General features: G+C 62.8%; 15 protein-coding genes. 11 read left to right on the forward strand and 4 right to left on the reverse strand.

The window, feature by feature from the left end; genetic code table 11:
- The first annotated feature begins 74 nt into the window (after positions 1 to 74).
- A complete protein-coding gene (locus LOL23_RS15285) occupies positions 75 to 872 on the forward strand; it encodes an IclR family transcriptional regulator (protein WP_160977203.1) in 798 nt (265 codons plus the stop codon).
- A gap of 41 nt (positions 873 to 913) precedes the next feature.
- On the opposite strand, the gene LOL23_RS15290 is transcribed toward LOL23_RS15285, so the two are convergent.
- Complete coding sequence (locus tag LOL23_RS15290) at positions 914 to 3,229, reverse strand: molybdopterin guanine dinucleotide-containing S/N-oxide reductase (RefSeq protein ID WP_237173835.1); 2,316 nt, start codon at positions 3,227 to 3,229, stop codon at positions 914 to 916.
- 350 nt (positions 3,230 to 3,579) lie between these two features.
- Here LOL23_RS15290 and LOL23_RS15295 point away from each other — a divergent pair, with 350 nt between their 5' ends.
- Together LOL23_RS15295 and LOL23_RS15300 are read left to right on the forward strand one after the other, a co-directional pair.
- Positions 3,580 to 4,620 carry a Bug family tripartite tricarboxylate transporter substrate binding protein gene (locus tag LOL23_RS15295; protein WP_160977207.1) on the forward strand — a complete coding sequence of 347 codons (1,041 nt, stop codon included), beginning with the start codon at positions 3,580 to 3,582 and terminating at the stop codon, positions 4,618 to 4,620.
- A gap of 57 nt (positions 4,621 to 4,677) precedes the next feature.
- The gene (locus LOL23_RS15300; protein ID WP_237173836.1) at positions 4,678 to 6,297 is read left to right on the forward strand and encodes a GMC family oxidoreductase; all 1,620 of its coding nucleotides are present in this window, start codon (positions 4,678 to 4,680) and stop codon (positions 6,295 to 6,297) included.
- A gap of 83 nt (positions 6,298 to 6,380) precedes the next feature.
- On the opposite strand, the gene LOL23_RS15305 is transcribed toward LOL23_RS15300, so the two are convergent.
- The 3 genes from LOL23_RS15305 to thpR form a co-directional block, all read right to left on the reverse strand.
- Positions 6,381 to 7,565, reverse strand: a complete 1,185-nt coding sequence (locus LOL23_RS15305) for an MFS transporter (protein ID WP_160977211.1) — start codon at positions 7,563 to 7,565, stop codon at positions 6,381 to 6,383.
- A gap of 111 nt (positions 7,566 to 7,676) precedes the next feature.
- Positions 7,677 to 8,174 (reverse strand): GFA family protein, encoded by a 498-nt coding sequence (locus LOL23_RS15310; protein WP_160977213.1) that lies wholly within the window; start codon positions 8,172 to 8,174, stop codon positions 7,677 to 7,679.
- A gap of 88 nt (positions 8,175 to 8,262) precedes the next feature.
- Positions 8,263 to 8,832, reverse strand: coding sequence for an RNA 2',3'-cyclic phosphodiesterase (gene thpR / locus LOL23_RS15315; protein ID WP_237173837.1), 570 nt, complete (start codon positions 8,830 to 8,832; stop codon positions 8,263 to 8,265).
- A 203-nt stretch (positions 8,833 to 9,035) separates the two neighbouring features.
- Here thpR and LOL23_RS15320 point away from each other — a divergent pair, with 203 nt between their 5' ends.
- The 8 genes from LOL23_RS15320 (at position 9,036) to LOL23_RS15355 (ending at position 18,254) form a co-directional block, all read left to right on the forward strand.
- Positions 9,036 to 10,652, forward strand: a complete 1,617-nt coding sequence (locus tag LOL23_RS15320) for an ABC transporter substrate-binding protein (RefSeq protein ID WP_237173886.1) — start codon at positions 9,036 to 9,038, stop codon at positions 10,650 to 10,652.
- A 4-nt stretch (positions 10,653 to 10,656) separates the two neighbouring features.
- Complete coding sequence (locus tag LOL23_RS15325) at positions 10,657 to 11,628, forward strand: ABC transporter permease (protein WP_160977217.1); 972 nt, start codon at positions 10,657 to 10,659, stop codon at positions 11,626 to 11,628.
- A gap of 34 nt (positions 11,629 to 11,662) precedes the next feature.
- On the forward strand, positions 11,663 to 12,643 hold the full coding sequence (locus tag LOL23_RS15330) for an ABC transporter permease (protein WP_160977219.1): 981 nt from the start codon (positions 11,663 to 11,665) through the stop codon (positions 12,641 to 12,643).
- Positions 12,644 to 12,650: 7 nt separating this feature from the next.
- Positions 12,651 to 14,381 carry a dipeptide ABC transporter ATP-binding protein gene (locus LOL23_RS15335; RefSeq protein WP_160977221.1) on the forward strand — a complete coding sequence of 577 codons (1,731 nt, stop codon included), beginning with the start codon at positions 12,651 to 12,653 and terminating at the stop codon, positions 14,379 to 14,381.
- Positions 14,382 to 14,512: 131 nt separating this feature from the next.
- Positions 14,513 to 14,764 carry a GlsB/YeaQ/YmgE family stress response membrane protein gene (locus LOL23_RS15340; RefSeq protein ID WP_160977223.1) on the forward strand — a complete coding sequence of 84 codons (252 nt, stop codon included), beginning with the start codon at positions 14,513 to 14,515 and terminating at the stop codon, positions 14,762 to 14,764.
- Positions 14,765 to 14,888: 124 nt separating this feature from the next.
- The gene (locus LOL23_RS15345; protein WP_160977225.1) at positions 14,889 to 15,257 is read left to right on the forward strand and encodes a YkvA family protein; all 369 of its coding nucleotides are present in this window, start codon (positions 14,889 to 14,891) and stop codon (positions 15,255 to 15,257) included.
- On the forward strand, positions 15,250 to 16,689 hold the full coding sequence (locus tag LOL23_RS15350; protein ID WP_160977227.1) for a DUF2868 domain-containing protein: 1,440 nt from the start codon (positions 15,250 to 15,252) through the stop codon (positions 16,687 to 16,689). Before LOL23_RS15345 ends, LOL23_RS15350 begins: the two co-directional genes overlap by 8 nt.
- Entirely contained in the window at positions 16,686 to 18,254 is a 1,569-nt protein-coding gene (locus tag LOL23_RS15355) for a GTPase/DUF3482 domain-containing protein (RefSeq protein WP_160977229.1), read from the forward strand. Before LOL23_RS15350 ends, LOL23_RS15355 begins: the two co-directional genes overlap by 4 nt.
- The last annotated feature ends 2 nt before the right edge of the window (positions 18,255 to 18,256 follow it).

The following is an 18,256-nucleotide window of genomic DNA, read 5'->3' on the forward strand; positions in this document are numbered from 1 at the left end:
AATATCAATGACAGGATTGATTCTATAAGGGTTCCAAATTACAATAAAACATTTCCATATAATGGAACCAAGGCATGAATAACACCCTCATCAAGGGGTTGCAGGTCGTCGAGTTCCTGGCTCACAGCGATAGGCAGCAAAGCCTTACCGACATCGCAAACAATCTCGGTCTGGCCAAAAGCAATGTTCATCGGCTTTTGCAGGCGCTGTCCGAACTAAAGTACGTCATACGCGATGACGTCACAGGGGGCTACAGCGCATCCATCAAGCTGTGGGAACTCGGCTCCGCCGTACTTTCCAAGCTGGATCTCAAACGGCATGCAGAGCAATGGATGTCTACGCTCATGGATCAAACGGGCGAAACCGTTCACCTCTCCGTGCTGGATGAAGACGAGGTGGTTTATGTTCACAAGATCGAAAGCGACAACCCTATCCGGGCCTATACACAAATCGGCGGGCGCATACCCGCCTATTGCGTGGCAACCGGCAAGGCCATGCTGGCCTATCGCTCCGACAGCATGCTTCAGCGGATAGCGGGCAACCTCAAGCCGATCACCCCAACAACCATCACCAGCCCCAAGCGCTTCGCACAGGAAATCGAGAAAATCCGCAAACAAGGCTATGCGGTCAATCGGGGCGAGTGGCGTGAAGGCGTGTATGGTGTTGCCGCCCCCATTCTGGATGGCTCGGGCCAGGTCATCGCCGCCATCGGCCTCTCAGGCCCGGCCGCCCGCTTTCGCCCCCAGCAAATAAAGGGTTTCGCAGATCACCTCGGCAGGGCTGCAGAGGCGATCACCCTTAGCCTTGGGGGCAACCAAAGCTACCATGCGCTCGGGTACATTACCCGGCATATGGTCAGCGCCAAAAAGTAGCGCCGGTCGGGGCGGGGCGCCGCGGCTGTGCGTCCCGATGTTCACGCCGGCATTATGTCGGGGCTTTCAAAAACGGTGATCGGCGGCAAGGGGTGCACATAGCGTTCAAGGCGCACCAGACAAGACTGCGCGGCGCAGCCCTGGCTCAGGGCTGATGCCGGCCTGTCCTGCGTCAATACGTTCGGGTTGCCATGGCTTTCTAGATTGGATCCGTCCGGCGCCAGGCACGGGTCAAACCAGGCGCCGGTGGCCAGCGCCACCACGCCCGGGCGCACGCCCTCGGTAATCAATGCCGCGGCGAGGCAGGCGCCCCGGCCGTTCGACACGCGTACGATATCGTTTTCGCTGATGCCGCGCGCCGCCGCATCGCGCGGATTGATGCGCACGGGCTCTCTCTGGTTGATTTTTCCGCCCCGGCTGTATGCGCTGTGGTCCAGTTGGCTGTGCAGGCGTGTGTGGGGCTGATCGGAGATCATATGCAGCCATCCCTCGGAAGCCACGGCGGGCGACAGCCATTCCTTCGGTTCGTACCAGGCCGGGTGACCGGCGCAGTCGGGAAGGGCATAACCGGCGATGCGCTCGCTGTGTATCTCGATCTTGCCCGATGGGGTGGTCAGCGGGTTGGCGGCGGGATCATGGCGGAAGTCCGCCAGCATCACCACTCCCTCCTCCGGCTCGCCCTCGGGCTGCAAGTCGATCCGGCCTTGCTTCCAGAAAGTGTCGAAATCGGGCAGCGCGATGCCCGATCTATGGGCGCTGCCTATGCATTCGCTATACATGGCTTCCAGCCATTGCATCGTGCTGCGCGATTGGGTGAAGGCGTCCCACGCACCCAGGCGCTGAGCCAGCTCGGAGAAAATCTGATAATCGTCGCGGGCTTCGCCATAGGGTGACATGGCCCGGTGCATCGCTACCATGTAGCGCTCGCGGTTCGAATAGCCGATGTCATCGCGCTCAAGCGTAGTCGTGGCAGGCAGGACAATGTCCGCCATGCGCGCCGTTGACGTCCAGAAAGGCTCATTGACCACAATCGTCTCGGGCTTGCGCCAGGCCCGCGCCAGGCGGTTCAGATCCTGGTGATGATGGAAGGGATTGCCGCCCGCCCAGTAGACCAGACGGATATCGGGGTACCGGTATTGGGCTCCGTTGTACTGGAACGGCTCTCCGGGGTGCAGCAGCATGTCCGAAAGGCGGGCAACGGGGATGAAGGCTGCCACGGCATTGCGCCCCTGCGACAACGTGGGCCCCGAGAACTTGGGCACAGCACTGCCTATCATGTTCACCGCGCCGTACCCCACGCCGAACCCACCGCCCGGCAAGCCGATCTGGCCCAGCATGGCCGCGACAACGACCACAAGCCAATAGGGTTGCTCGCCATGCTCGGCGCGCTGCAGCGACCAGGCGGCGTTGATCATGGATCGGGTTGCCGCCAAATCGCGTGCCAGCGCGCGTATACGAGCCGCGTCGATTCCGGTGATCGGCGCCGCCCATTCCGCACTTTTCGGTCGGCCATCGGCCTCACCCGACAGATACGCGGCAAAGACGTCGAAACCAACGCAGTACTTGTCCAGGAAAGCGCGATCATGCAGGCTTTCCGAATACAGGGTATGCGCGATTGCCAGCAACAGCGCCGCATCGGTGTTGGGCACAATCGGCCACCAATCGCTCTCGCGCCCCGTCAGCAGGTCGTCGCGCACCGGGCTGATGTTAACGAAGCGCACGCCCGCATCGGCCATGCGCGCAAGTGCGCCGCGCACGCGATGCGGCGCCGGCCCGCCCGCGCTGATCTGCGCATTCTTCTCGGGCACACCGCCGAACGTCACGAAAAGCTTGGTATTGCGTGCCAGCACGTCCCACGACGTATGGCTGCTCATCAGCGTTTCCATGGGCGCAACAATATGCGGCATCAATACCCGCGCCGCGCCCAGGCTGTATGAGTCCCGATGACTGACATAGCCGCCAATCGCATTCAGAAAACGGTGCGTCTGGCTTTGGGCGTGATGAAAGCGCCCCGCGCTGGACCAGCCATAACATCCGCCGAAGATGGCTTGATTGCCATGGTGTTCCCGCACGCGCCGCAACTCGCCGGCCACGAGATCAAGCGCTTCGTCCCAGGGCACTTCGATGAAAGGCTCTTTGCCGCGGCGCTCCGGCATCGCGCCCGGCCCGTGGCGCAGCCAGCTTTGCCGCACACTGGGGCGCTTTACCCTCACTGACGCATCGCGGCAAGCATCAAGCATCGCCGCGCCTATGGGCGACGGCGCGTCATCCTCCGGGATCGGCTCAAGGCGCGACAGTACGCCGTTCTCGTGAACAGTTTCGTAAACACCCCAATGGGCCGCGGTATATGTCTTCATGGTGTCTTGGTCATGATCATTGCGTGGAAGCCGACGCATCACCGGCGCGGGCACCTATGCGTACTCCGCGCCCTCGGCAGCATCCTAATCAGTTTGCCGAGCGTTAGACAATTATTTCGCAAGATGGAACAAGCGGCTTGCTTCAACCGCACTCCGCCGCGACGCTCCCTTCACCCGCATGCGCCCCGCGCCGGACGTGCGCCCCGAACCCAAGGCCATTGCCAACAATCCTTGCCCCCTCCATTTCGTTCCATTTAATGGAATCTTTGTTGCACTATAGGCAATTACATAGAATTCCAGACCTACACGCAGCACCACGCAATCAACAACCAGCCGTAAGGACGTTACCCATGAAGCATCCATTCAGGAAGTTGTCTCCCGCTGCAATCACTGGTCTGTCAGTGTCGCCACGAACGCTACGCCGCACCCTGCTCGCCGCGCCCTTCGCGCTTGCGCTGGCGCTTGGCGCCGCCAGTCAACCCGCCGCTGCCGGCAACTATCCGGACCGCCCCATTAAAATCGTCATCCCCTATTCGGCGGGTGGCGGCACAGATACGTTGGCACGTGTCATTACCGCGCAGATGAGCAAGACGCTCGATGTCCCGATTGTGATCGTCGCCAAGCCAGGTGCCAGCACGATTATCGGCACCAAGGATGTCATCAACTCGCCTGCGGACGGCTACACACTGCTGCTGTCGACCAATACGACTTACAGCATCGTCCCGCATCTTTTTCACACACCGCCCTTCGACGCACAGAGGGATCTCATCCCCATCAGCTACGTCGCTTATACCCCCATTATGCTAGGGGTGAACCCCAAGCTGCCGGTGAAGACTCTCTCCGAGTTCATCTCCTATGCGCGACAGAATCCTGGCAAGGTATCGTATGCCTCTTACGGCATCGGGACGTCCACGCACCTCATCGCCGAGATATTCCAGAACGAAACAAACACCACGCTCAATCACATTCCGTACAAAGGCGTGGAGGCGGTGCATGCTCTGGCCGGCGGGCAGGTCGACGCCATGTTCGATGGGCTGTTCACCGGCCTGCCCATGGTGCAATCGGGGCGCATCAATGCGCTGGCGGTGACGCAGCCGAAACGCTCCTCTTTTTCACCGACCATACCCAGTCTCGCCGAGTTCGGCTTTCCTGGTTTCGACATCAATATCTGGTATGCGCTGTCCGCGCCCAAGGGCACCCCCCAAGCCGTGATCGACCGCCTGTATGAAGCCGTCTCGGCGGCGCTTGCAAGCGATGAGGTGAAGACGGGGCTGCACAAGCTGCAGGTGGTTCCCGTGGGGCTGCCGCCCGCGCAGGCGCAATCATTCATCCGCGCACAATCCGAGTTGTATAGGGATATCGTCAAGAAGGCCAACATCCCGCTCAGTTGAACGCGCTCCGGCAGGTTCCACCCCCCCCCACAACGCCAACTCCGGGAATAATCCGACATGTCCGCGGCCATCACACCAGAACTCTTTGATTACATCATCGTCGGTGCGGGCAGCGCAGGCTGTGTGCTTGCCAATCGACTGACCGAAGACCCTACCCGCACCGTCGCGTTGGTCGAAGCAGGCCCCTGGGACACCGATAAATGGATTCATATCCCAATAGGCATCTCCTACCTGCTCAAGTCCTCCCGCTATAACTGGTTCTATAAAACAGAACCTGATCCAGGCATGAACAACCGCAGCCTGTACTGGCCGCGCGGCAGGGTGATCGGCGGGTCGAGCAGCATCAATGGCATGGTCTATATTCGCGGCCAGAAAGAAGACTTCGACCGCTGGGAGCGCGAAGGCGCAACTGGCTGGGGCTGGGACACGATGCTGCGCCTGTTCAAGAAGTGCGAAGATCAGGGGCGCGGGGCCGACGCGTTCCATGGCACAGGCGGGCCAATACGGGTCGAGGACCGCACCAACCGGCATGCCATATGGGACGCCTTCATTGCCGCGGGCGAAGCGGCGGGCTTTGCATTCAATCCCGACCTGAACGGCGCAACACAAGAAGGCGTTGGCTATTACCAGACAACCATCAAGCGCGGCATACGCAGCAGCGCCGCAACGGGCTATCTGAAAAACATCCGCGCGCGACGCAACCTGCATGTGATGGTGAACACGCTGGCGCACCGCATCGAGTTCGACGGCAAGCGGGCCTGCGGCATCGTATGCCGTTCCGAGGGCCAGATTCGGCAGCTGCGCGCACGCAAGGGGGTAATACTGGCGGGCGGTGCCATCAACTCGCCGCAACTCCTGATGCTTTCGGGTATCGGCCCGGGGGAACACCTGCGGTCACAGGGCATCCCGGTATTGCACGACGCCCCCGGCGTGGGAAAAAACCTGCAGGATCACCTGCAACTGCGCATGGTTTACCGGCTGCATCAGCCCATTACCTTCAACGAGCAAGCCCGCTCGATATTCGGCAAGGCACGCATGGTGTGGGACTATGTCGCGCACCGGTCGGGCCCCATGGCATATCCCACGGCGCAGACAGCGCTTTTTGCGCGAAGCACGCCCAATGCCGCAACCCCCGATCTCCAATACCACTTTTCCAACTACAGCATAGACGGCGAGACGCGTGTTCCCCACGCCTTCCCCGGCATTACCTACAGCGTATGCTACCTGCGCCCACAAAGCAGAGGTGAGCTGCTGCTCAAGAGCGCGGATCCCGCCGCACACCCCCGCATCCACGCCAATTACCTAAGTGCACAGGCCGACTGCGAGGCCGCCATACGCAGTGTCAAGCTCACGCGCCGGCTGGCATCGACGCCACCGATCAGCCACCTTATCCAGGGAGAATTTACGCCTGGCCCGGCCGCGCAAAGCGACGACGAGATTCTCGCCTTCGCCAGAGATAACGGCACCTCGATCTATCATCCGGTCGGCACCTGCCGGATGGGCCGGGATCCCCATGCCGTGGTGACACCTGATCTGAAAGTCAATGGCATAGAAAACTTGTGGGTGATCGATGCCTCTGTGATGCCCTCCCTGATATCGGGCAACACCAATGCGGCAGCACTTGCCATCGGAGAGCGGGGCAGCGAATTGCTTATGCAGACGGAGCGAAACAGCTGACGCATTGCAGCCACGGGCTGGTTCGCAATGGCGCGCGTTGAGGTGGCGGCGTTGAATGCCCGCTATGCGTCGAACGGCAAGCGTCAGCGCCGCAGCCTCGTATGCGGCAGCCAGTGCCAGAACAGCGCCGCCGCCACAAACCCGAAGGCGCCTGTTACGGCGATGCCTGCGCCCAGCGACAGCAGCGCCGTGACGCCCGACAGCACGAAGGGCCCGGCGCAAGTGCCCACGTCGCTGATCAAGCGCCACAGGCCCAGAAATTCCGTACGCCCGTGCTCGGGCGACGCATCGGCGCCCAGCGTCATATTGATGCCCGATCCGAAGCCATTGCCGATGCCCAGCAGCATGGCAATCATCATGAAGGAAATTGTGCCGGTGGAAAGCGGCATGAGGACAAGCGACAGGCCCATGATGAGCGTACAAGGGAGGGCCACCCACAGCCGGCCGCATTGGTCCATGATCTTGCCTGCCGGATAGAAGACCAGCATGTCCACCGCGGATGACAGGCCGAAGATAACCGATGTTGCGGCCGGCCCCAGGCCGATGTGATCGCCCCAGAGCGGGATCACGATCTGCCGCGCGGCACGCATGGCGCTGATCAGCAGAATGCCAAGGCCCAGCGTCAGGAATACCCGCGCGTGCGCTCGCGCGACTTGCCCCACGCGCGGCGGCACTGCGACACCTTGGGCCCGTTTATCGTCCACCCGCAGCTCGGGCATGTAGTATGACACCACGCCGGCAGCCAGCAGCGCCACAATGCCGAACCAGTATGCGCCGGCCAGGCCCATGAAATGCATCAGCCCCGCCCCCGCAAATGGGCCGATGAACATGCCGATGCGATTCACGCCGCCAAGCATCGATAGTGCACGGGCACGCATGCCAAAGGGTACGACCTCGATGAGATAGGTCTGGCGGGCAAGGTAGAAGACGGCGGTTGCGACCCCAATGAGAAGAGCCGCCACAGAAAGCACCACTGGCTGCATCGACACGATGAACATCAATAGCGCCAGCACGGTGATGGCCGAAGCCCCCAACAGCGCACGGCGCTCACCGATGCGGCTGGTGATCAGGGCCGCCGGAATATTGGCCGCCAGCGAGCCGAACCCGATCAGGGCGACAATCAGGCCCGCAATGGCGGGCGAAGCGCCGGCGTCACGCGCGCTGAGCGCGACCACGGGCAGGAAGGCACCATTACCCAGGCCAAACAGCAGAGACGGACCGAAAGCGGGGACGGCTATTTTCTTTAAACTGAAACTACTGTCGTCCATATTGCGGTCGGTGCCTTTGAGGGTGGAATGCGATAAGCGCCATTTTAGCCACTTCGCCGTTCGCGACCTCGGCGCCGGGGCAGCCGGCCCGCCTTCCGTACGCCTGCAGGCTTACTGGTCGCGGCCCTCCAGGCCCAGCCGCTCATGCCACTGCGCAATGGATTCCTCGGAATATTCCCGGTACATCTGGTCACCCTGCTTGGCTTCGATTTCTACCCACGAAGCCTTGGAATCCAGAAACAGATGCGTACGCTCGGGCGGGATCGGCAAGTTGGTGTCGATGGCACTGGCGAACGGATGGATCAGATCGGGCCATTCAGGGCTGAACAGCCAGAGCGCACTACCGCATAGGGCACAAAAATGCCGTTCGGCCGAACTGACGCGTGGATCCTCGCCACCGCCGCGGTTGATCACAGCGTGGTAGACGGTGACGTTCTCAGCGCCCTTGAGCTTGAGGGTGCGGGCATCGCCCGACAGATTGATGGCATATCCGCCGCCGCCCTGCGTCTTGCGGCATATCGTGCAATAACAGCGCTGATAGGGATATGGATTACTGCTGGCAACCGAAAACTGCACCGCGCCACAGTGACAGGAACCTTCGAGCAACATGATGGCCTCCTATGTGCATGAATGAACGCACCCGGTGCCCCCGGCTTGCGCCGCCTGCCGCACCGGCCAAGCACCCCTGCTACCTACTTTACTGCGCACCGGCTGCCTGCAGAGGCATGCGCGCCACTACGCGGTAATAAGAACCCGACTCGGCCGGCTGCGACGCCACCAGCACGCATTGCGCAGGCGTCCAGACCAGCGGTGGCTGGCTCAGCCCGCCCAGTTCGCAGGGCCCCGCACGGCGCAACAGCGACACATGAGGCCTGAATACACCCGCCGGCCGTGCCCAACCCATGCTGACCAAGCGCGCCCAGATGTCGTCGTACAACGCATCAAGCCAGCGGATGCGGCCCTCGCCCGACGGGCCGGCCCAAACGATGCGTGGCCCGATAAAGCGACCGAAATGCGCCAGCGCAAGCGGCGCTACCGGCGCGGGCCAGCCTGGCGCGGCTTCGATAAGCGCCGCTGCCTGACTCGCAGGCGTCGCCCCGAGAAAAGCCAGCGTAAGGTGCAGGGTTTCCGGACGCATGATCCGACCGCCGCACAAATCGTGCGCCGCCCGGGCCCAGGCCATGATGCGGCTGGCATCCTCGGCGGACGGCCACAGAGCGAAAAACAGACGCAAGGTTTCCCGTGGGGTGTCCATAAGATGCAGCATACTGCAGCGCGCCGGGTTTTGGGCATGGGCATGGGGATTACCCACATTTTCAACACGGGCTTCGGTCACTACACTGGGGCGGCTGTAAGCGCTTCCCCACACGACCCGCCCACCTGCTCGCCAAAAGCCAGCCATGGCGCGTCGGCACGGTCTCACGTGCAATCTGCATCACTCTAACCCTCGATCAAGGCAGGAGACGCATGATGGAACTGAAGCACATTCTCAGGCATACGGCGATGGCGGCCCTGCTCGCGGCAACGCTTGGCGCGGTTGTACCAAGTGCCGCGGCGCAGCAAGGCAAAACCTTCCGCTGGGCCTACCAGGGCGACATGATGTCACTCGACCCCATGTCGCTGAACGAAACCTTCACTCTGGGGTTGCAAAGCTGGTTCTATGAAACCCTGACGGCCTACGACAAAGACCTGAAGCTGGTGCCCCGGCTGGCCACAAAATGGGAAAACCCCGAGCCCACCAAGTGGATCTTCCATCTGCGCGAAGGCGTCACCTTCCATGACGGCTCGCCTTTTACCGCCGACGATGTGATCTTCTCCTGGAAGCGCAGCCTGACGGAAGGCTCGGACATGAAAGGCTACGGCGCCAAGGCGTCCGACATCCGCAAGATCGACGACCACACGGTAGAAGTCACCACCCCGCAGCCCAATCCCATTTTGCCGCGCGACTGGATTTTTCTCTACATCATGAGCAAGTCGTGGGCCGAAAAGCACAACACCACCGAAGCTGCCAACGTCAAGGGCGGCGCCAGCAACTATGCTGCAATGCACGAGAACGGCACGGGCCCCTTCACCATTGTCGATCGCCAGCCCGACGTCAAGACCACGCTCAAGCGCTATGACGGCTACTGGGACAAAGACATGCCCAGCAACGTCACCGATATCGTGTTCCAGCCCATCTCCCAGGAAGCCACCCGGGTCGCTGCGCTGATCTCCGGCGAGATGGACCTGGTCATGCCCGTTCCGGTACAAGACTGGCCGCGCCTGGAAAACGAACCCAATGCCGCCGTGCTCAATGAGCCCGAAGCACGCGCCGTGTTCATCGGCATGGATCAACATCGCGACGAACTGCTGTTCTCAAGCGTCAAAGGCAAAAACCCGTTCAAGGACAAGCGTGTGCGCGAAGCCGTCGTACTGGCGGTAGACACCGATGTCATCAACAAGAAAATCATGCGCGGCGCCGCCAACCCGCTCGGCACCGTCATGGCCGACAAGATCAACGGCTACGACGAATCCTTCGGCAAACCCTACAAACCAGACGTGGCCAAGGCCAAGAAGCTGTTGGCCGACGCGGGCTACCCCGACGGCTTCAGCGTACAGCTGGACTGCCCCAATGATCGCTACGTCAACGATGAAAAGATCTGTCAGGCCGTGGCCAGCATGCTGGCGCGCGTAGGCATCAAGATTGACCTTCTGGCGCAGACCAAATCCAAATACTTTGCCAAGATTCTGCTGCAGGCGGGCAATAACACCAGTATGTACATGCTGGGCTGGACGCCCAGTTCCATCGATGCGGCGAACGTGCTCAAGAACCTGGTCGCCTGCCGCGACAGCAAGACTGCCTCGGGGCAGTTCAATCTGGGCGGTTATTGCAACAAGGAGATCGATGTCCTGCTGGCCAGGATCGAGGTCGAAACCGATCAGGTCAAGCGCAACCAGATGATCAAGGAAGCCTTCACCATGCTGCGCAACGACTATGGTTATCTACCGCTGCACCAACAGCCGATGTCGTGGGGGGTGCGCAAAGGCATCAAGGTTGCCCAGCGGGCCGATGACGTGCTGGACATCCGTAATGTCGTGATGCCCTGACTGCATGTTGGGCTTCGTCATGCGCCGGCTGGCGCAGTCGGTGTTCGTGATGCTGGCTGTGGGCTTGATCGCCTTCAGCATGTTCCGCTATGTGGGCGACCCGATCAGCAACATGGTGGGGCAGGACACCACGCTCGCGCAGCGCGAACAGTTGCGCGAACGATTGGGCCTGAATGACCCGTTCCTGACGCAGTACGCCCGCTTCATGGGTAATGCGGCACGGGGCGACTTCGGCACCTCCTATCGGCAGCGTCGGCCAGTCAGCGAGCTTATCCAGAGCCGCATGCCGGCCACGCTCGAACTATCATTCGTCTCGGCCCTGATTGCGCTGGGCCTGGGTATACCCATGGGGGTGTATACCGCGCTCAGACGCAAAGGCTTGCTGTCCCGCTCGTTCATGACGCTGTCGTTGATCGGCATCTCGCTGCCCACCTTTCTGATCGGGATTCTTATGATTCTGGTGTTTGGCGTGCTGCTGCGCTGGCTGCCCAGCTTCGGGCGCGGCGATGTGGTCCAGCTCGGCTGGTGGAGCACGGGGCTATTGACTCGCAGCGGCTGGCTGTCCATCATCATGCCCGCGTTCACGCTGGCTCTGTTCCAGATGACGCTCATCATGCGGCTGGTGCGTGCCGAGATGCTGGAAGTACTGCAGGCCGACTTCATCAAGTTTGCCCGGGCGCGCGGGCTGACCGAGCGCATGATCAATTTCCGCCATGCGCTCAAGAACACACTGGTGCCGGTGATCACGATTACCGGCCTGCAACTGGGCGCCATCATCGCCTTTTCCATCATTACCGAGACGGTGTTCCAGTGGCCCGGGATGGGCTTGCTCTTTATCCAGTCCATCGGCGTGGTCGACATCCCTGTCATGGCAGCCTATTTGCTGCTGATCGCATTTTTTTTCGTCATCATCAATCTGGTGGTGGATCTGCTCTATTTTGCCGTCGATCCACGCCTGCGCGTGCAGAAAGCCTGACCGCTTGGCGCACTGCTTCTGAGCGACACACGTTATGACCCAAAAGGAAACACCGGCAAACGCACCCCAGGCAAGGCGCTCGCGCGCCGAAGCCCTGGCGCCCCCGGGCCGGCTGGCCCGCCTGCGCGGCAATGACCTGTTCGACAGCTTCATCCATTCTCCGCACGCCCTGCTGTCCGCCGCAGTGGCGTTCCTCATCATCGCGGGCGCCGTGCTCGCACCGTGGGTGGCGCCGCATGATCCCTTCAACCTCGCCTCGCTGGATCTGCTGGACGCCAACCTGCCGCCCATCTGGCATGCGGATGGCGATCCGCGCTTTCTGCTGGGTACGGACGACCAGGGCCGCGACCTACTGTCTGCAATTCTCTATGGCGCGCGCATTTCGCTGCTGGTTGGCATCGCCTCGGTGCTGTTTTCGCTGGTGGTAGGCGTTTCACTGGGCCTGATCAGCGGCTATGCGGGCGGGCGCATCGACAGCGTCATCATGCGCATCGCCGATGTGCAGCTATCATTTCCCGCGATCTTGATCGCACTGCTGATCGATGGCATTGCACGCGGCCTGCTGCCGCGCGACCTGCACGATACCCTGGCCTTGTATGTGCTGATTTTCGCGATCGGCATTTCGGGGTGGGTACAGTACGCGCGCACCGTACGCGGCGCGACCATGGTAGAGCGCAACAAGGAATACGTGCAGGCTGCGCGGCTGATCGGCATGCGCCCGTTCACCATTCTGCGCCGCCATATCCTGCCCAATGTGATGGGGCCGGTATTGGTGATTGCCACCATACACCTCGCCATCGCCATCATCACCGAGGCCACCCTCTCGTTTCTGGGCGTGGGCATACCGCCCACCACACCATCATTGGGCACACTCATCCGCATCGGCAACAGCTATCTGTTTTCGGGTGAATGGTGGATCTCCATCTTCCCGGGTGTCGCGCTTGTGCTGCTGGCGCTCTCTGTCAACCTGCTGGGCGACTGGCTGCGCGATGCGCTCAACCCCAAGCTGCGCTAGGTATGCCATGGCCCTGCTGACAATCGAAGACCTGCACATCGAGTTCGCCAGCCGCCGCGGCAACGTCATGGCGATACAGGGTGTCAGCCTGGCACTGGACAAAGGCGAGATCCTGGGGGTGGTGGGCGAATCCGGTGCGGGCAAGTCCACCATTGGCAACGCGGTGATCGGGCTGCTGGAGCCTCCCGGAAAAATGACGGGCGGCCGCGTGCTGCTCGATGGCGAACGCATCGACCACCTTCCGCCAGCCGCCTTGCGCAAGATACGCGGACGCCGCATTGGCATGATTTTCCAGGATCCGCTGACCTCGTTGGATCCGCTGCAGACGATAGAACAGCAGCTCGTTGAAACAATGCGGCTGCACCTGGGCTTGAACGCAGCCCAGGCCCGGGCCCGCGCCATTGCCCTGCTGGAAAGCGTAGGCATCGAGCAGGCAGACGTACGGCTGGCGCAGTATCCGCATCAGTTCTCTGGCGGCATGCGCCAGCGCGTGGTAATTGCGCTGGCGCTGTGCTGCGAACCCGAAGTCATCATCGCCGACGAACCCACCACCGCCCTGGATGTGTCCATCCAAGCCCAGATCCTGGCGTTGCTGCGTGCACTGTGCAAGGAGCGCCAGGTCGGTATGATCCTGATCACCCACGACATGGGGGTAATCGCCGAAGTCACAGACCGCGTCGCCGTGTTGTACCGCGGCCGGTTGATGGAGGAAGGCCCCACACGGCAGGTGCTGGGCGAGCCCGCGCACCGCTATACGCGCAGCCTGATCTCGGCCGTGCCGCGCGCAGACATCAAGCTGCGCCGATTTCCCATGGTCAGCTATATCGAAAGCGCCGAAGCGCCTGGCGACCCGGCAGCGCAAGAGGCGGCCATTGCCTGGCTGCGCGAACGGCGCACATCTGCTCGGCAGACAGATCAGGCGCTTGTACAAGTCCAGGGCCTGGGCATGCGCTTTCTGCTGCGCGACTCCTTTTTCGCCCGCCGACGCCTTACGCTCGATGCCGTCAAGGGCGTCAGCTTCGCGCTGCGCGAAGGCGAGGTATTCGGGCTGGTCGGAGAGTCCGGTTCGGGCAAATCCACGATTGCACGCCTGATTGCGGGCCTGTATACGCCCAGCAGCGGCGCCATACAGTTCGAGGGTATCGATGTCGGCGGCACAGCCAGCCCCCAGGCGATGAGCAGATACCGCAGGCAGATCCAGATGGTGTTTCAGGATCCGTTCTCGTCGCTCAATCCGCGCATGCGTGTACTCGACATCGTGGCCGAGCCCATGCGTTTTCATCGCCTGGCGCGCAGCGACGCCGAGGTGCGCCGCATCGTTTCCGGGCTGCTCGACTACGTGGGCCTGGGCGAGCGCGCGCTGATGCGCTTTCCGCACGAGTTCTCCGGTGGCCAGCGTCAGCGCATCTGCATCGCGCGCGCACTCGCCACCCGGCCGCGTTTTCTGATCTGCGACGAGCCCACATCCGCATTGGACGTGTCGATCCAGGCCCAGATCCTCAATCTACTCAAGGATCTGCAGGAAACACTGCGCCTGACCATGCTGTTCATCAGCCACGACCTGCCGGTCATCCGCCAGATGTGCGACCGTGTTGGCGTGATGCGACACGGCGAGCTGCTCGAAGTGGCCGATACCGAAACGCTGTTTACCGTGCCCGCGCACCCGTATACCCAGCATCTGCTGGGTTTGATGCCCACTATGGATTATCTGTCGCGCGATGGCCTGGACATGCATTGATACAACTTGCATCGTCGCGTCATGGCAGGTGTCATACAGGCACCCTATGATGGAAACACGCAAAGCCTGCATCCAGTCTGGCGCCTCCGTGCGGGATGCTGTTCTCAACACGTAAGAAGAAGGAATGCACCATGGGCATCATCAGCATGTTGATCGTCGGCTTTATCGTAGGCCTGCTCGCACGGGCTATCATGCCGGGCGACCAGAAGCTGGGCATCATCCTCACCGTCATCCTGGGCATCGTTGGCTCAGTGGTCGCTGGTTACCTCGGCAGTGCGCTGGGCCTGTACGCGCCTGGCGAGGGGGCGGGCTGGATCGGCTCCATCATCGGCGCGATCATTGTGCTGTTCATCTACGGGCTCATCGTCAAGAAAAAGGCATAGGCCCCCGCGTCATCCTGGGCGGCGGCCAGCCGCCCAGACGCAATGGGGCGCGCCGCCATGCGCTCCTCTCCTTGCGGATACAATGGATCATGTTTGCACCATGCGTATCCAAACCGGAGGACACATGACCGACACCCGCTACCGCAAGGCCTACACGCCGGCTCGTTTCTGGCGCAAGCTCGGGCCCGGCGTCAAGGGCATCAGCCGGTTTGCGCTCGAAAAAGCGCTGTATCTCTATTACGCCGTCCAGAACCCAGCCACACCAAAATGGGCGCGGCGGGTCATGCTCGGCGCGCTGGGGTATTTCATCTTCCCGCTTGATGCACTGCCCGACCTGGCACCCATCGTCGGCTACACCGATGACCTCACGGTAATGGCAGCGGCGCTTGCAACCGTCGCCTTCCACATTACCCCCGAGGTCAAGGCCCAGGCACAGCGCAAGCTCACAGGCTGGCTCGGTCCCCACACCACCAACGTCCGCGCGGATGCCTGAACCCTCTACCCTGCGCGACTACTGGCTGGCCGAAACCCTGCGCCTGCGCGAAACCCTATGGGGCCCGCTGGATGATGAGGCCGAGGCGCGCCGCGCCCGTACACGGGGCGGCGACTTCGCCGCCCGCATTCTCGAACGCGCGCGCCTGCTGGCCGTTCGTGAGAAGCTCGACACCACCATTGCACGCTGGGCAAGCATGTCGCGCGCCGCGCTGCTCATCATGGCCGTCGCGGCGCTGTTCGCTGGCGCGGGCGCCGCATCGGGGGCGCTGGGCGACGGCAGCCGGCCGGTCAATATCATGCTGGCGCTGGCGGCGCTGCTAGGCTTGAACACCCTCACGCTGCTGTTCTGGCTCGCCAGCTTTGCCTGGCCGGCCGGGGCTACCGGCGGCAGTTGGCTGGGCGAAGCATGGCTATGGCTTACACGGCGGCTCGCGCGCGGGCCCGACGCCGCCTTGGCGCCCCGCGCATTGCTCGAACTGCTGTCCCGGCACAACGCCGTGCGCTGGGTGCTGGGCGCCGTCAGCCATGGGCTCTGGAGCCTGGGTCTGGGTAGTGCGCTGGCGGTGATGCTGGCCGTGCTGTCCACGCGCCGCTACCAATTCAATTGGGAAACCACGCTGCTTTCCCCCGACGCCTTCGTGTCCACGGTAACGACGCTGGGCTGGCTGCCATCGCGATTGGGTTTCTCCATGCCATCGGCCGAGCTAATCCGTGCCAGCGACGGGCTGCAAGCGCTCCCCGCTGAGGCGCAGGCGCAATGGTCGGGCTGGCTCATCGGCTGCCTGGTGATCTACGCCCTGCTGCCCCGCGTGCTGGCGCTGGCCATCAGCCTCGTAATATCTGCCACACGCCTGCGTCATCCTCGCCTGGATACCTCTCTGCCGGGTTTTGCGGAGCTGCGCGATCGCCTCTGGCCCGCCAGCGAGCGCGCCGGCATCGATGCCCCCGACGGCAAAGACGTGACCCCTGCGATCGGCACCGCCACACCCGCCGCACTGCGCCCCGGCCAGCCGCTGCTGGCGGGCATCGAGCTACCCGCCGACGTGCGCTGGCCCCCGCCCGGCTTGGCCGCCGGCGTAGCCAATGTGGGGGTGATCGACAGCGGCACGCAGCGCAAGGCCGTACTCGACCGCCTCACCCACGCCACGCCTGCACGCATGCTGCTGGTCTGCGATGCGCGCCAGACACCCGACCGCGGCACACTTGCCCTCGTCGCCGAGCTGGCGCAACTGGCCAGCCAGACACGGCTGGCACTGCCGGTGCCGCCGGGCGAGTCTTCCCGCGAGGCACTATGGCGTGAACGCCTGCAGGCGGCGGGTTTTGCCGACACAGACATTGAATCCGGCCTGGGCGAATCCCTGGTTTGGTTGGCGGGGGGCGCAAGCCAGGCACCGGCTCCAGCATCCGCGCCCACAGAGGGTGGACCATGACCTCGCCGTCACTTTTGCGGTTGGCCGTCGTCGGCCACACCAACACGGGCAAGACATCGCTGCTGCGCACGCTCACGCGCGACCCCGATTTTGGCGAAGTGCGCGACAGGCCTGGCACCACGCGTCACGTCGAAGGCGCGCGCCTGCTGGTCGATGGCGTACCTGCCATCGAGTTGTACGACACTCCCGGCATGGAAGACGGAATCGCCCTGCTCGATTATCTGGAGCGGCTCACCGCGCCGGGCGAGCGTCTGGACGGCCCCGACCGCATCCAACGTTTTCTGCAAAGCCCCGAAAGCCGTGGCCGGTTCGAACAAGAAGCGCGCGTGCTGCGCAAGCTGCTCGAATGCGATGCCGGGCTGTATGTGGTGGATGTGCGCGATCCCGTATTGGGCAAGCATAAAGACGAACTCACACTGCTGGCTGCCTGCGGCCACCCGCTGCTGCCGGTGCTCAATTTCACACACGGCCCACGGCAGCGCTTGAAGGCATGGCGTGAGGCCTTGGCCCGCCTGGGCCTGCATGCCATTGCCGAATTCGATACCGTCGCGCCGGCGCTGGACGGCGAAGCCCAGCTTTACGACAAACTGGCCTTGTTGATGGACACCCACGCGCCCCTGCTGGCCGCCTTGAAGGCGGACGTGGCGCAGCAACACCAGCTGCGGCGCGAGGATGCCATGCGGTTGATCGCTGAGATGCTGCTCGATGTGGCCGCATTCCGGCTGCAGTCCGAGCCCGACGACGACGCCGTGGAACAGGCTACCCAAACCCTGCGCCGCCGTGTTCGTGAACGTGAAACGGCCTGCGTGCGGGCGCTGCTGCAGCGCTATAACTTCAACAGTAGTGTCTTCCCCGCTCACACGCTACCCCTGGAGGGCGAGCGCTGGGGCATGGACTTATTCCATCCGCAGGCCATGAAAGATTTCGGCTTGCACGTCGGCAAGGGCATGGCGGCGGGCGCCATGGCGGGTGCCACACTCGATGTCTTTACAGCAGGCCTGAGCCTGGGCACGGCCACCTTGTTGGGCGCTGCCGTGGGCGGCCTGTGGCAGGGCGCCGACAAGCTCGGCAAACGGGTCATGGGGCGCCTGCAGGGGTATCGCGAGATTACGGTAAACGACGCCGTGCTGCGTCTGCTGGCCTTGCGCCAGCTTGCCCTACTCGATGCGCTCGAGCGCCGGGGCCATGCCGCACAAGACCCCATCGCGCTGGCCGACCTAGGCCATATAGGCGAAGCGCAGATGGCAGCGGATCCCTCCCTCGCAACACAGCTGAAACCGGCGCATACCGGAGAAGCGCGGGCAATGGCGGCGCACGCCGGAGCGGCACAGGAAGCAGCCGAGGCGGCAGGCGTAGCGTCGGGCTACGAACAAATGGCGGCTGCGGTGAGCACCGACGAACCCGAATCAGCCAGACGGGCACGCTGGCGCAAACAGGCCTTGCCCGACGCCCTCATCGAAGCTCGCAGCCAGCCGCAGTGGTCAGCCCTGTCCGAAGACTTCGACAACGGCTCTCGCCGTCGGCAGGCGGTGAAGTCTCTCGCCTTGGCATTGGCCAGCGACTGATC

The sequence above is a fragment of the Paracandidimonas lactea genome, from assembly GCF_021653995.1.
Lineage (GTDB): Bacteria > Pseudomonadota > Gammaproteobacteria > Burkholderiales > Burkholderiaceae_B > Allopusillimonas > Allopusillimonas lactea.

Bases quoted from the DNA above. Each gene is read 5' to 3' on its own strand.
- LOL23_RS15285 (WP_160977203.1), top strand. From the start codon at position 75: ATGAATAACACCCTCATCAAGGGGTTGCAGGTCGTCGAGTTCCTGGCT.
- LOL23_RS15290 (WP_237173835.1), bottom strand. From the start codon at position 3,229: ATGAAGACATATACCGCGGCCCATTGGGGTGTTTACGAAACTGTTCAC.
- LOL23_RS15295 (WP_160977207.1), top strand. From the start codon at position 3,580: ATGAAGCATCCATTCAGGAAGTTGTCTCCCGCTGCAATCACTGGTCTG.
- LOL23_RS15300 (WP_237173836.1), top strand. From the start codon at position 4,678: ATGTCCGCGGCCATCACACCAGAACTCTTTGATTACATCATCGTCGGT.
- LOL23_RS15305 (WP_160977211.1), bottom strand. From the start codon at position 7,565: ATGGACGACAGTAGTTTCAGTTTAAAGAAAATAGCCGTCCCCGCTTTC.
- LOL23_RS15310 (WP_160977213.1), bottom strand. From the start codon at position 8,174: ATGTTGCTCGAAGGTTCCTGTCACTGTGGCGCGGTGCAGTTTTCGGTT.
- thpR (WP_237173837.1), bottom strand. From the start codon at position 8,832: ATGCTGCATCTTATGGACACCCCACGGGAAACCTTGCGTCTGTTTTTC.
- LOL23_RS15320 (WP_237173886.1), top strand. From the start codon at position 9,036: ATGGAACTGAAGCACATTCTCAGGCATACGGCGATGGCGGCCCTGCTC.
- LOL23_RS15325 (WP_160977217.1), top strand. From the start codon at position 10,657: ATGTTGGGCTTCGTCATGCGCCGGCTGGCGCAGTCGGTGTTCGTGATG.
- LOL23_RS15330 (WP_160977219.1), top strand. From the start codon at position 11,663: ATGACCCAAAAGGAAACACCGGCAAACGCACCCCAGGCAAGGCGCTCG.
- LOL23_RS15335 (WP_160977221.1), top strand. From the start codon at position 12,651: ATGGCCCTGCTGACAATCGAAGACCTGCACATCGAGTTCGCCAGCCGC.
- LOL23_RS15340 (WP_160977223.1), top strand. From the start codon at position 14,513: ATGGGCATCATCAGCATGTTGATCGTCGGCTTTATCGTAGGCCTGCTC.
- LOL23_RS15345 (WP_160977225.1), top strand. From the start codon at position 14,889: ATGACCGACACCCGCTACCGCAAGGCCTACACGCCGGCTCGTTTCTGG.
- LOL23_RS15350 (WP_160977227.1), top strand. From the start codon at position 15,250: ATGCCTGAACCCTCTACCCTGCGCGACTACTGGCTGGCCGAAACCCTG.
- LOL23_RS15355 (WP_160977229.1), top strand. From the start codon at position 16,686: ATGACCTCGCCGTCACTTTTGCGGTTGGCCGTCGTCGGCCACACCAAC.